This is a genomic window from Micromonospora sp. NPDC048843 (genome assembly GCF_040649965.1).
Classification (GTDB): Bacteria; Actinomycetota; Actinomycetes; order Mycobacteriales; family Micromonosporaceae; genus Micromonospora; species Micromonospora hortensis.
This window is the reverse complement of the sequence record NZ_JBEZGJ010000071.1, coordinates 21,217-34,056: the sequence shown is the minus strand read 5'-3', so window position 1 is coordinate 34,056 and position 12,840 is coordinate 21,217. Positions and strand designations below refer to the sequence as shown.

Sequence of the window (12,840 nt, the reverse complement as noted above, 5' to 3'; positions counted from 1 at the left end):
GGTGCACCAGCCGGCACAGCGGTGAGTCGTCCCAGGCCACGATGGACAGATCGCCAGCTGGTGGGCCGGGGCGCTTCGTTCGAGGTGGTGGAGGTGCCGGGAATCGAACCCGGGTCCTTCGCCGGTTTGTCAGGGCTTCTCCGAGCGCAGCTCGCTGTGCCTCTACTCGGCCCCACCGCTCACGCGAGCAAGTTGGTGTGACGGGCCCAGTCGCTGATTAATCTCGCCGCACGGACCCCGCGACCGGGTCCGATTGGCCAGCCTCCTAGCTGATGCCGGCTACTGGGACGAAGGCGTTCCCAGGCCGACAGACTTAGCTACTCGCCTCAGGCGGCGAGAGCGAAGTCAGCGCGATTTTGCTTGGCGCTTATAAGTTTCCGACGACCGATTCTCGAGACGACGTCGGCTTCCTCGGCTCGCTTCCCCTGTCGCTGCGTACGAAGTCGAAACCAGTCACCCCCTCGACAGGCCGCCGATGTGGCGGCACTGACAAGACTAACGCCTGCCGCAACAGCTTTCATCCCGAGCCCCGGGCCGGCACGCCGACCCGGACAAACAGGATGAACTAGTCGTCCATGCCCTTGCCGCGTCGACCGGACACCCGGGCGATCTCCCGGTCCGCGTCCCGCTTGGCGAGGTCCTGACGCTTGTCGTACGACTTCTTGCCCTTGGCCAGGGCGATCTCGACCTTGGCCCAGCCGTCCGAGAAGTAGATCTGCAACGGGACGATGGTGAAACCGCCCTCGCGGGTCTTGCCGAGGAGCTTGTCGATCTCGCCCCGGTTGAGCAGCAGTTTGCGGGTACGCCGGGGCTCATGGTTGGTCCAGGTGCCCTGGGTGTACTCCGGGATGTGCATCGCGTGCAGGAACAACTCGCCGTCACGTTCCTGCGCGAACGCGTCGACGAGTGACGCCCGGCCGGCCCGAAGCGACTTGACCTCGGTGCCGGTCAGCGCCATGCCCGCCTCGTACGTGTCGAAGATGGCGTAGTCGTGACGCGCCTTCTTGTTGGAGGCGACCACCTTGCGCCCCTTTTCCCGTGGCATCGGTGCCACCCCCTCTCCTGGCGTCTGCGGCCGGGCTCACCCCGGCCGGACAACCGATCATGCTACCCGAATCACAAGGACCCTCCCGCGCCGTTTATTTCCGGCTGCGGGAGGGTCCTCGGGAGACCACGGGACGACCCGTACGGCGCCTAGACCCGCAGGTAGAAGCGCAGGGTGATCCAGGCGGTACCCGCGCTGACCAGACCACCGACGCCAGCCATCAGCGGGAAGATGAACAGGATGTCGCCCCAGGTGATCGGCGAGAGCAGACCCTGCAACGCGCTCAACGACCCGTCGAAGAGCAGATACTTCGCCGCGACCAGGGCCACCAGACCGAGCAGTGAACCGATCAGGCCGGCCACCACGGCCTCCAGCACGAACGGCGCCTGGATGAACCAGTTGGACGCGCCGACCAGCTTCATGACCGCCACCTCACGCCGCTTGCTGTACGCGGCGACCTGAATGGTGTTCGCGACCAGCAGCAGGGCGGCGACCGCCATCACGATGGCGGCAGCCAGGGCGATGTTCTGGATCGAGGTGAGGATGTTGAAGATCTTGTCGAGCAGTCGACTCTGGTCGATGATCTCCTCGACGCCCGCGGTGTCCTTGTACTGGTCGTAGACGTTCTTGTACTGCTCCGGGTTGTTCAGCTTGAGCCGGAACGCCTCGGGCAGTTGGTCCGGCTTGACCGCGTTCACCAGGTCCGGCGCGTCCTGGTACATCTCCTTGAAGCGCTTGTACGCCTCGTCCTTGTTGACGTAGAGGACGTCCTTGACCAGGGGGTCGCTGTCGAGCTTGGTCTGGAGGTCGGTGCGCTCCTGCTCGGTCACCTCCTGGGTCAAGAAGATCGAGACTTCGATGTTCTTGTAGTAGAGGTCCTTCATGTCGTCGACCTGGCGGTACATGAGACCGCTGGCGCCGAGCATGGTCAGCGAGACCGCCATCGTGATGATCATCGCGATGGACATGGTCACGTTGCGCCACAGTCCGACCAGTACCTCGGACAGGACGTATTTCACGCGCATCGGGATTTCCTCCGGGTCTCCGGCATGAGGTGTTCGTCGTCAGGCTGCGCAGGGGTGGAGCGCCGGCTCACCCGTAGACGCCGCGGGCCTGGTCACGCACGATGCGACCGCTCTCAATCTCAACGACGCGGCGGCGCATCTGGTTCACGATGTTGGAGTCGTGGGTGACCATCACGACGGTCGTGCCGGTGCGATTGATCCGGTCCAGCAGGCGCATGATCTCAATCGAGGTGTCCGGGTCCAGGTTTCCGGTGGGCTCGTCCGCCAGCAGGATCAGCGGACGGTTCACGAACGCCCGGGCGACGGCGACCCGCTGCTGCTCACCACCGGAGAGCTCGTGCGGGTAGCGGTGCTCCTTGCCACCGAGCCCGACCAACTCCAGCACCTCCGGCACGACCCGGCGGGCAACCGCCTTCGTCTTGCCGATCACCTCGAGGGCGAACGCCACGTTCTCGTAGGCGGTGCGGTTGGGCAGCAGCCGGAAGTCCTGGAAGACACAGCCGATCGAACGCCGGAAGTGGGGTCGCTTCCAGGAGCGCATCGACGTGACGTCCTTGCCGTTGACGACGACGCGCCCCTTGTTGGGGGCCACCTCGTGCAGCAGCATTTTGATGATCGTGGACTTGCCGGAGCCGGATGGACCGATGAAGAAGACGAACTCGCCCTTCTCGATCGAGACGGACACGTTGTCGAGCGAAGGCCGGGACGCCTTCGGGTACGTCTTCGTCACTTGCTCAAGCTGAATCACGGGTGGTGAGTCTACGCGGTGTAACAACTGAGCCAAGCCCCACGCCCCGCCGATCCGGCACGAGTCGTCGAATCAGGCTCCTACCTGGAGATCGACGACGCGCTCCGCCCGCGCACCGTCACGCACCGTCGCCGGCGAGCTGCCGACGCTTGCGCCAACGGATGCCCGCCTCGATGAAGCTGTCCAGGTCGCCATCGAAGACCCCGCTCGGATTGCCGGTCTCCTGCTCGGTTCTGAGATCCTTCACCATCTGATACGGGTGCAGGACATAGGAGCGCATCTGGTCGCCCCACGAGCCCGCCGCGTTCTCCTTGAGCCCCTCGAGCTTGGCCTGCTCCTCCTGGCGCTTGCGCTCCAGCAGGCGGGCCTGGAGCACCCGCAACGCGGAGGCCTTGTTCTGCAACTGGGACTTCTCGTTCTGGCAGGTCACCACGATGCCGGTCGGGATGTGCGTCAGGCGCACCGCCGAGTCGGTGGTGTTGACGCTCTGCCCACCGGGCCCGGAGGAGCGGTAGACATCGACCCGGACCTCGTTCTCCGGGATGTCGATGTGGTCGGTCTGCTCGGTGACCGGCAGAACCTCGACGCCCGCGAAGCTGGTCTGCCGACGACCCTGGTTGTCGAACGGGCTGATCCGGACCAGCCGGTGCGTGCCCGACTCCACACTGAGCGTGCCGTACGCGTACGGCACCTTGACCGCGAAGGTGGCCGACTTCAGGCCCGCCTCCTCGGCGTACGAGGTCTCGTAGACCTCGGTCGGGTAGCCGTGCCGCTCCGCCCAGCGCAGGTACATCCGCAGCAGCATCTCGGCGAAGTCCGCGGCGTCCACGCCACCCGCGCCGGCCCGGATGGCGACCAGCGCCTCCCGGGAGTCGTACTCGCCGGAGAGCAGGGTGCGGACCTCCATCTCCTGGATGGCCTTGGTCAGCCCGGTGATCTCCGACTCGACCTCGGTGAGCACACCCGGGTCGGCCTCGGCCTCGGCCAGCTCCAGCAGCACCTGGGCGTCGTCGAGGCCGGAACGCAGACTGCCCAGCTTGCTGATCTCGCCGTTGACGTACGACAGCTGCGAGGTCACCTGCTGGGCCTTGGCCTGGTCGTCCCACAGGTCAGGGGCGGAGGCCTCCTGCTCCAGGCGGGCCTTGTCCTCGTGGAGACGGTCGAGGTTGAGGACGGCCTCGATGTTTCGCAGGGTCGCGTCGAGTTCCTTGAGCTGTTCGGCGTAATCGGCAGCGGTCACGACACACAAGCGTACTGTGCCGAGAGCGGAGCAGCTCGTTCCCTATGCGCGAACCCGCTGACCGTCACCCGACGGGGGCGGACTTCAACCACGACAGGGCCGCCCGGTGGTAGGCGACGGCGAACTCCAGGGCGCTGGCGTCGTACGTCTCGCCGTCCCGTTTGGCGTTCTTCACCTGCTCCCGGACCTGGGCGAGGGCCTCGGTGTGGTATTCGTTGGCCGAGGCGTACAGGCCCTTCAGCTGGCTGGCGGAGTGCAGGTTGCCGAAAGCCATCCGGAGCGCTATCGGGTTGCGGATGGTGTCCCGCCCCGGGTTCTCCGCGAGCCAGCGGGAAAACGTCCGTTTTCCGCTGGCGGTGAGTGAGTACGGCTGGCTCATCCGCGGGCCCGGCTTACCGAGCCGCACGAAACCCCGCTCAGCCAGCACCGGCAATTCGCGGTACACCTGACTGCGGGTCATCGACCAGTACGGCGCCAGACGGCGCTCAGCGGCGGCCATCAACTGACCGCCTGTCATCGGGCCCTCGTGGAGGAGGCCGAGCAGGGCCGCCGCCGTAGGGTTGACTCCGGAATCCGCCATGGCCACTACGCTGCCACTTTGCGCACCCGGCGTCCAGGATTTGCCGGTTTGCCACCCGACAGGACTTCCTAAGTGCACTGTCGGCGGCAGACTGTCCGTTGAGGACTATCGATGGATCGCCACATTCCGGGCGTCCGCCGGCGACGCCCACACGCGCCGCCGGCGGGTCGTCGCCGGTCAGCCCATGTGGGGGTAGGTGTGGTCGGTCGGCGGCACGAAGGTCTCCTTGATCGTCCGCGGGGAGACCCAGCGGACCAGGTTCAGCCAGGAGCCGGCCTTGTCGTTGGTGCCGCTCGCGCGGGCGCCACCGAAGGGCTGCTGCCCGACCACAGCGCCGGTCGGCTTGTCGTTGATGTAGAAGTTGCCGGCCGCGTACCGCATACGCTCGCCGACCGACTCGACGACCCGGCGGTCGGTGGCGAACACCGAGCCGGTCAGCGCGTACGGGGCGATCGACTCCGCCTGCGCGACGACCTCGTCGAAGCGGGCGTCGTCGAACACGTGCACGCCCAGGATCGGCCCGAAGTACTCGGTGGTGAAGGTCTCGTGGGCGGCGTCGCCGCACTCGAAGAGCGTCGGTCGCACGAAGTAGCCGACCGAGTCGTCGGCGGTGCCACCGGCCAGCACCCGGCAGCTGTCGTCGCCGGCGATCAGCTCCAGCGCGGCGGTGTGCCGGGCGAACGCCTTGTCGTCGATCACCGCGCCGCCGAAGTTGCCGAAGTCGGCCACGTCACCGTAGGTCAGCGAGTCGGCGGTGGCGGCCAGCCGGTCCCGCAGCCCACCCTCCCAGATCGAGCGCGGCACGTACGCCCGCGAGGCCGCCGAGCACTTCTGGCCCTGGTACTCGTACGCGCCACGGATCAGCGCGGTATGCAGCGCGTCCACGTCGGCGCTGGTGTGCGCGACGACGAAGTCCTTGCCACCGGTCTCGCCGACCAGGCGCGGGTAGCCCCGGTAACGGGAGATGTTGTCGCCCACTGTCCGCCACAACTGCTGGAAGACCTTTGTCGAACCGGTGAAGTGGATGCCGGCCAGGTCAGGGTCGGCGAGCACGACATCGGAGACCTCCTCGCCCCGGCCGGTGACCATGTTGATCACGCCCGGCGGCAGGCCGGCGGCCTCGAACAGCCGCATGGTGAAGTGCGCGGCGAACTGCTGGGTCGGGCCCGGCTTCCAGACCACGGTGTTGCCCAGCAGGGCCGGCGCCGACGGCAGGTTGCCGGCGATGGCGGTGAAGTTGAACGGGGTGACCGCGTAGACGAAGCCCTCCAGCGGGCGGTGGTCGAAGCGGTTCCAGACGCCGGGCGAGGACGCCGGCTGCTCCTCGAGCAGGCGACGCGCGAAGTGCACGTTGAACCGCAGGAAGTCGATGAACTCGCACGCCGCGTCGATCTCCGCCTGGATCGCGGTCTTCGACTGGCCGAGCATGGTGGCGGCGTTGAGCGTGTCCCGCCAGGGACCGGCGAGCAGCTCGGCGGCGCGCAGGAAGATCGCGGCGCGCTCCTCGAAGGGCAGCGCCCGCCACATCGGCGCGGCGTCCTTGGCCGCCCTGGTCGCGGCACGCGCGTCGTCGTGGGTGGCGTGCGCGGTCACCCCCAGCACGTGGGCGTGCTTGTGCGGCTGCACCACGTTGATCGGGTCACCGCCGGCCATCCGCTGCTCACCGCCGATGGTCATCGGCAGGTCGATGCGCTCGGCGGCGAGCTCGGTCAGCCGCCGCTGGAGCCGGTCCCGGTCGGGGCTGCCCGGCTCGTAGTTGCGAACCGGCTCGTTGCGCGGCTCGGGAACGGAGAACACGGCATCCATCAAGGCTCCTGGCGATCTCGACAGCAGTGGCGAAACCGGACCCGCGGGCACCGACCGGATGGCCGGACACCGGACGCCGCACGGGAGGCCGAGCAGCGGCGGGACCTCCCCTGATTCTCCCACGACGGGCCGCGCGACCCACTTCCGCCACCGCCCTGCGCCAAGGACCGCCCCACCCCTTCCCTCCTTACCGACCGGCCTCGATCCGTCCCGCCGTCCCGGGGCGGCAGGCAGCCCAGCGGACCCGCGTACCCTGAATGGTCGGTGACCTGCCGCCTCGAAGGGGAGACGATGACCAAGCAGCCCGGCCGCGTCCCGGCCGCTGAGTCGGACGAGCCGGCTGTCGACCCGGCCAGCGCCGGCAGTCGGCCGCTGCCCGCCCCCGGCGCCGCAGTCCTGGCGCTACTGGCGCTCGGTTGGCTGGCCGCCATGCTCTGGTCCACCCGGGAGGCAATCACCTCGGCGGCGGCCGGGGTCACCGCGATCAGCCTCTCCGCGTTCGCTCTGCCCGGCGTGATCTCGGCCGCACTGGTGGCCGGGGCGGCCGTCGCACTCGCCGCTGGCAACCTGCTGGCCCGCCGGTACGGCGACTGGGCCACCCTGCGCTTCGCCGGGGCGATCGGCGGCGGAATGCTGGTCGGGCTCGCTGCCGCGGTGGCCATCAACCTCACCTACTTCGACACGTCCACCACCAACGTGATCGCCGGCACCACGGCGGCCGCGGCGATCATCGGAGGCGCGCTGGCCGCCGCGCGGACCGCCCCGGCGATCGGTGCCGTGGTCACCGCCGCGCTGGGCACGCTGATCTTCGTTGTCGCGTTCAGCCGCGCCAGGGACCCACTGTTCGACCTCTTCGGCTCCGGCGACAGCCAGGAATCGTTGATCAACGCAGCCAAGTGGGTGTCCCGTACCGAGTCGCTCGTCGCCGGGCTGCTCGCCGGGCTCCTGGCCTTCGGCTACCTGACCTGGGCACGGCGTCGAGCCGTCCGCCGCGATCCCGAGGCCTCGGCACTGCGCTGGCCGGCCTACCTGCTCGCCGGCGCCGGGCCGGGGCTTCTCCTGCTGCTCGCCGAAGTGATCATCAGGGTTGGTGGCCGGTCGCTGCTCGACCTCGCCAGCGCGCTCAGTGAGGCGGACGCTGTGGCGCAGACCTCACTGGGCACCTCGCGGGTGGACAACGGCATCTGGGTGCTCTTCGTGGGGGCGCTGACCGCGCTCATCGCGTTCGGCCGCACGCTCAGCCCGGCCCACAGCGACGACGACGAACCGGCCCACGTCCCGAATCCCGCCGCCGACCAGGTCGACCCGGCGGACGACAAGCCGGGCTACGCGAAGGCGTTCGACGCGGACCCGGCCGAGACGTTCGAGGGCGACGCGGCCGAGACGCCCGACGCGGACCCGGCGAAGGCGGACCCGGCTCGCTGACGCCCCACCGGAGCCGGGGTTCGCCTCCGGCTGCCGCCGGTGGGTGTGCCCGGCTCAGTCGGTCGCGCTCAGCAGCTGGTCCAGCTCCGTCACGTCGTACCACTCAAGCTCGTGGTCCTCGGCGCCGTCGACTGTGAACTGGGCATCCGGGTCACCAGCCGCCGCCTCGGCCACCACGTCGGCCGCCGCGCCGACCTCCTCGGCCGCGTCGGTGCCGTCCACGTGGATGGCCGCGACGGCACCCACCGGCACGGCGTCGGTCAACGTCACAGTGCTGGAGCCCAGCTCACCGTCGCCACGCCCGATCGCCGCCGACGGCAGGTCGACCGAGATGACGACGCGACGGCGGGGAGCGGTCGGATCGGCCCGGAGCAGGTGCAGGGCGTCCTGGGCAGCCCGGGTGAAGGCGACGTACTCCAACTCCTCCTCGTCACCCTCGGCGTACCACTCGCGCAGCGCCGGAGTCACTGCGTGCGCCTGGTCGGCGGACAGCCCCTCCGCACGCAGCCGGGCCAGCATCGGTACGGTCGCCGGCACGTACACCCGGACAAGCTCGTCGGTCACCGGTCGTCTCCCCGCGTCGTCCTCCACCGGCGGCCGCCGGCACGGGCGCAGATCATGCCGCACGCCGTGACCGTCATACACCCCGCCTCCGGCCGGAGGAAGTTCCCAACCGGTGTGTCCCGTGCGGTTGGTCCGCGACCGACCCGGTCCGGTGCTGGGCGGCGGGGGCTGTCGGTGGCAAACTGAGCCAAACGACATCAACCCCGGGAGTTTCTGTGGAGCCGAGGTTCCTGCTGCTCTCCGACGTGGCCGCCGAGCTCAACGTGTCGGACTCGCAGGTCTACCACATGGTGCGCAGCGGCGAACTGCCGGCGATCAAGATCGGCGGACGCGGCCAGTGGCGCGTCGAGCGCACTCGGCTGGAGGAGTACATAGCGCGTAAGTACGACGAGACGGCAGATTGGGTGCAGAGCAACCCGCTGGTCGACCGCGACCCCGAGTAGCGGACGCCCGGCCCGCTCTCCCGGCCTGGCCTGCGCCACTCAGCCAGCCCCGCCCGATCTGGTCCGCCCACCCCGGCCCGCCCGACCAGGCCCATCGGTCCTCGCGGGGCATGATCCACTCGGCTTTGCAGAAGTCGGGGTGTTGGGGCCGCTGGGACCGCGCGACATCAAGAAACCCGAGTGGATCACGCGCCTTGTCGGGCGGAGGCCACCACGAGGCCATTGACCGAGACCGTTCCGTCGCCCAGAATCGAGCCTGTCGGAGGTAAACGAAGGTAAACGCAAGATCAAAGGGGGCCATGATGAGCGGAGCGCGACCCGGTCCTTCACGACCACCCGTGCGGCTGCGCCCCGTCCCACCCTTCGACCCGCCGTACGTCGACGAGACCGACGGGTCGTACTGGCCGGCGCCGACCGACGGCCAACTCGCCCTCGACCTGTTCGCCTCCACCCGGCCCAGCCCGGTCCTCCCGCCGGAGCGGCGAGCAGCGCTGCGCCCGGTGCCCAGCCGGTCCACCAGCACCCACCCGGTCGCGTCGTTGCCGCCGTCGACCGCACCGGAAACCACCCGGGCAGCGCACCGCTTCGTCGGCACCTGCCTGGAGGTGGTCAACGGCTACCGCTCGCCGGCCCAGGTGCGAGCACTGCTCGACCCGGCCCGAGCGGGCGACCTGCTGACCGAACTCGGCCGCGCATCCGGCCGGGCCGGGGCATCCCGCCGCCGTAGCGGCCGACCACTGGTCCGGCTGCAACGCCTACGCGTCTGTGCGCCCCGGGAGGCCACGGTGGAGGCGGCAGCCGTCCTCACCGGCGCGGGCGGCCGAAGTTGGGCGATGGCCCTGCGCCTCGAACATCGCCGGGGCCGCTGGCTCTGCGTTGCCCTGCACGTGCTCTGACCCCACCTGCCCCGGTCGCCGGCGAGGCTGAGAAGACACCGACGGGCCCCGGCCTGGTCGGCCGGGACCCGTCGGTCAGACGCTGTCGGTGCAGGTGCTGTTTGTCAGTTGCCACCGTTGGGCGCGCCGTGGCAGCGCTTGTACTTGCGGCCCGAGCCACACGGGCACGGCGCGTTGCGGGACGGGCCGTTGCTCGCCTCCGCCTGGTTCGGTGCCGGCCGACGGGCGGCGGCCGACGGAACTGCCGGGCCACGCAGCCCGGATGCCGGCCGCTGCGGAGCGGACGGCGCACTCTGCCCCGGTGCCGCAGGAGCACCCGGAGCCGGTCGGCCCACACCGAGCGCCGGAGCCTGCTGCTCGGCCTGCTCCACGGCGACAGCACCCGGGCTGGCCTCACCGTCGATGGTGGGGGCGGAGTATTGCAGGCCCTGCCGCCGCGGTGCCTGGTTGAGGCCCTTGGCCCGGATCTCCACCGGCTTGTCGAGCAGGGTGACCTCGTCGGCCCCCTCCTCCGGCTCCGGTTCGGTCACCTGGACGTCGACGTTGTAGAGGAAACCGACGGTCTCCTCCTTGATGCCGTCCATCATGGTGGCGAACATGTCGAAGCCCTCGCGCTGGTATTCCACCACCGGGTCGCGCTGGGCGTACGCCCGGAGGTTGATGCCCTCCTGGAGGTAGTCCATCTCGTAGAGGTGCTCGCGCCACTTGCGGTCGATGACCTGGAGCAGCACCATCCGCTCGAGCTGGCGCACCCCCTCGGTGCCGAGCTGCTCCTCACGCCTGTCGTACGCGGCGTTGGCGTCGTCCTTGAGGCGGGCGACCAGGAAGTCGGCGTCCATGCCGGCCCGGGAGCCACCGGCCTCCTCTTCCAACTCCTCGATCGTCACGCCGACCGGGTAGAGCTGCTTGAGGCTGGACCAGAGCTGCTCAAGGTCCCAGTCTTCGCCGTAGCCGTCGGAGGTGGCGCCCCGCACGTACGCCTCGACGGTGTCGTCGATCATGTTGCGGACCTGGTCGGAGAGGTCTTCACCGTTGAGCACACGGAGCCGCTCGGCGTAGACGACCTGGCGCTGCTTGTTGAGCACCTCGTCGTACTTGAGCACGTTCTTGCGGATCTCGGCGTTCTGGCCCTCGATCTGGGCCTGGGCGCTCTTGATCTGCCGGGTGACCATCTTCGACTCGATGGGCACGTCCTCCGGGATGTTGAAGCGCTCCATCACCGCCTCGACCGCTCCGGCCCGGAAGCGCCGCATCAGCTCGTCCTGAAGGGACAGGTAGAAGCGGGACTCGCCCGGGTCGCCCTGCCGGCCGGCGCGACCACGCAGCTGGTTGTCGATCCGCCGGGACTCGTGCCGCTCGGTGCCCAGCACGTAGAGGCCGCCGGCGGCCGAGACCTCTTCCGCCTCGGCGTCGCAGGCCTGCTTCCAGGTGGGAAGGACCTCCTCCATCGCCTTGGCGTACTCTTCCTCGTTCTCCAGCGGGTCGAGGCCGCGCTGGCGCAGCTCGTTCGCGGCGAGGAACTCGGCGTTGCCACCGAGCAGGATGTCGGTGCCGCGGCCGGCCATGTTGGTCGCCACGGTGACTGCGCCCTTACGCCCGGCCTGGGCGACGATCTCGGCCTCCCGGGCGTGGAACTTGGCGTTCAGCACGTTGTGCGGGATGCCACGGCGGCGCAGCAACTGGGAGAGGATCTCGGAGTTTTCCACCGAGACGGTGCCGACCAGCACCGGCTGACCCATCTGGTGCCGCTCGGCGATGTCCTCGATGACGGCGTTGAACTTGGCCTTCTCCGTCTTGTAGATGACGTCGGGCCGGTCCTCGCGAACCATCGGGCGGTGGGTCGGGATGGTCACGACGCCGACCTTGTAGACCTTGTTGAACTCGCTCGCCTCGGTCTGCGCCGTACCGGTCATCCCGGACAGCTTCTCGTAGAGGCGGAAGTAGTTCTGGAGGGTGATGGTGGCCAGGGTCTGGTTCTCCTGCTTGATCTCCACCCCCTCCTTGGCCTCGATCGCCTGGTGCATGCCCTCGTTGTAGCGACGGCCGTGCAGGATGCGACCGGTGAACTCGTCGACGATCAGGACCTCACCGTCGCTGACGATGTAGTCCTTGTCGCGCTTGTAGAGCTCCTTGGCCTTGATGGCGTTGTTGAGGTAGCCGACCAGAGGCGTGTTCACCGACTCGTACAGGTTGTCGATGCCGAGCCGGTCCTCGACCTTGGCGACACCCCGCTCGGTCACCGCGATGGTGCGCTTGGAGTGGTCGACCTCGTAGTCGCCCTCGCCGTCGGTGCCGGGCTGGAGCCGGGCCACCACACCGGCGAACTCGCCGTACCAGCGGGCGGAGTGCTCGGCCGGGCCGGAGATGATCAGCGGGGTGCGGGCCTCGTCGATCAGGATGGAGTCGACCTCGTCGACCACCGCGAAGTTGTGCCCACGCTGCACCAGCTCTTCCTTCGACCACGCCATGTTGTCGCGCAGGTAGTCGAAGCCGAACTCGTTGTTGGTGCCGTAGGTGATGTCGCACTCGTAGGCGGCCTTGTGCTCAGTGGCCGGCCGGTTGGGCAGCACCACGCCGACGGTCAGCCCGAGGAACTCGTGCACCCGGCCCATCCACGCCGCGTCACGCTGGGCGAGGTAGTCGTTGACCGTGATCACGTGGACGCCCTTGCCGGAGAGCGCGTTGAGGTAGACAGCCATGACCGAGGTCAGCGTCTTACCCTCACCGGTCTTCATCTCGGCGATGTTGCCGAAGTGCAGCGCCGCGCCGCCCATCACCTGGACGTCGTACGGGCGCTGGCCGAGCACCCTGGCGGCCGCCTCGCGGGCCACCGCGAACGCCTCCGGCAGCAGGTCGTCGAGGGTCTCACCCTCGTCGAGCCGCTCCCGGAACTGTTCGGTCATGCCGGCCAGTTCCTCGTCGGTGAGGTTGACGTAGTCGTCCTCGATTGAGCTGACGGCGGCGGCGATGGCCTTGAGCCGTCGCACCATGCGGCCCTCGCCCGCGTTAAGGACCTTTTCCAGAATCGACACGGATCAACGCTCCCCTAGACAGTCTCGAACCATCGT

Annotated in this window: 11 protein-coding genes and 1 other RNA gene; 3 read left to right on the top strand and 9 right to left on the bottom strand. The window is 68.9% G+C overall.

All coding sequences use genetic code 11. The features are described from left to right. Positions 1-85: 85 nt before the first annotated feature. From ssrA to pruA, 7 genes are all read right to left on the bottom strand, one after another. Positions 86-461: a transfer-messenger RNA gene (ssrA, locus tag AB0C20_RS18090) on the bottom strand. Between the two features lie 104 nt (positions 462-565). Beyond that, positions 566-1,045: an SsrA-binding protein SmpB gene (smpB, locus tag AB0C20_RS18085; protein ID WP_357184102.1), complete on the bottom strand. Its 480-nt coding sequence runs from the start codon at positions 1,043-1,045 to the stop codon at positions 566-568. A 149-nt stretch (positions 1,046-1,194) separates the two neighbouring features. Beyond that, positions 1,195-2,070, bottom strand: a complete 876-nt coding sequence (gene ftsX / locus AB0C20_RS18080; RefSeq protein ID WP_357184099.1) for a permease-like cell division protein FtsX — start codon at positions 2,068-2,070, stop codon at positions 1,195-1,197. A 67-nt stretch (positions 2,071-2,137) separates the two neighbouring features. Then, positions 2,138-2,818: a cell division ATP-binding protein FtsE gene (gene ftsE, locus AB0C20_RS18075; protein ID WP_030331491.1), complete on the bottom strand. Its 681-nt coding sequence runs from the start codon at positions 2,816-2,818 to the stop codon at positions 2,138-2,140. A gap of 118 nt (positions 2,819-2,936) precedes the next feature. Further along, entirely contained in the window at positions 2,937-4,058 is a 1,122-nt protein-coding gene (gene prfB, locus AB0C20_RS18070; protein ID WP_357184096.1) for a peptide chain release factor 2, read from the bottom strand. Positions 4,059-4,122: 64 nt separating this feature from the next. Continuing rightward, a complete protein-coding gene (locus tag AB0C20_RS18065; RefSeq protein ID WP_238677722.1) occupies positions 4,123-4,638 on the bottom strand; it encodes a PadR family transcriptional regulator in 516 nt (171 codons plus the stop codon). Between the two features lie 177 nt (positions 4,639-4,815). After that, positions 4,816-6,444 carry an L-glutamate gamma-semialdehyde dehydrogenase gene (gene pruA / locus AB0C20_RS18060; RefSeq protein WP_357184092.1) on the bottom strand — a complete coding sequence of 543 codons (1,629 nt, stop codon included), beginning with the start codon at positions 6,442-6,444 and terminating at the stop codon, positions 4,816-4,818. Positions 6,445-6,735: 291 nt separating this feature from the next. On the opposite strand from pruA, the gene AB0C20_RS18055 reads away from it, so the two are divergent. Continuing rightward, positions 6,736-7,869: a hypothetical protein gene (locus AB0C20_RS18055; protein ID WP_357184089.1), complete on the top strand. Its 1,134-nt coding sequence runs from the start codon at positions 6,736-6,738 to the stop codon at positions 7,867-7,869. Between the two features lie 54 nt (positions 7,870-7,923). Here the strand turns inward: AB0C20_RS18055 and AB0C20_RS18050 are convergent, their stop codons facing one another. Next, complete coding sequence (locus AB0C20_RS18050; protein ID WP_357184086.1) at positions 7,924-8,433, bottom strand: hypothetical protein; 510 nt, start codon at positions 8,431-8,433, stop codon at positions 7,924-7,926. A gap of 215 nt (positions 8,434-8,648) precedes the next feature. Between AB0C20_RS18050 and AB0C20_RS18045 the strand changes: the two genes are divergently transcribed. After that, positions 8,649-8,876, top strand: a complete 228-nt coding sequence (locus AB0C20_RS18045; RefSeq protein ID WP_355005552.1) for a helix-turn-helix domain-containing protein — start codon at positions 8,649-8,651, stop codon at positions 8,874-8,876. Positions 8,877-9,175: 299 nt separating this feature from the next. Next, entirely contained in the window at positions 9,176-9,772 is a 597-nt protein-coding gene (locus AB0C20_RS18040) for an Rv3235 family protein (protein ID WP_357184082.1), read from the top strand. 104 nt (positions 9,773-9,876) lie between these two features. Here AB0C20_RS18040 and secA read toward each other — a convergent pair whose 3' ends face one another. Continuing rightward, positions 9,877-12,804: a preprotein translocase subunit SecA gene (gene secA, locus AB0C20_RS18035; RefSeq protein WP_357184079.1), complete on the bottom strand. Its 2,928-nt coding sequence runs from the start codon at positions 12,802-12,804 to the stop codon at positions 9,877-9,879. Positions 12,805-12,840 lie beyond the last annotated feature (36 nt).

What these genes read in the sequence shown, in the direction of transcription:
- smpB (WP_357184102.1), bottom strand. Translation starts at nt 1,045, where the DNA reads ATGCCACGGGAAAAGGGGCGCAAGGTGGTCGCCTCCAACAAGAAGGCG.
- ftsX (WP_357184099.1), bottom strand. Translation starts at nt 2,070, where the DNA reads ATGCGCGTGAAATACGTCCTGTCCGAGGTACTGGTCGGACTGTGGCGC.
- AB0C20_RS18065 (WP_238677722.1), bottom strand. Translation starts at nt 4,638, where the DNA reads ATGGCGGATTCCGGAGTCAACCCTACGGCGGCGGCCCTGCTCGGCCTC.
- pruA (WP_357184092.1), bottom strand. Translation starts at nt 6,444, where the DNA reads ATGGATGCCGTGTTCTCCGTTCCCGAGCCGCGCAACGAGCCGGTTCGC.
- AB0C20_RS18055 (WP_357184089.1), top strand. Translation starts at nt 6,736, where the DNA reads ATGACCAAGCAGCCCGGCCGCGTCCCGGCCGCTGAGTCGGACGAGCCG.
- AB0C20_RS18040 (WP_357184082.1), top strand. Translation starts at nt 9,176, where the DNA reads ATGATGAGCGGAGCGCGACCCGGTCCTTCACGACCACCCGTGCGGCTG.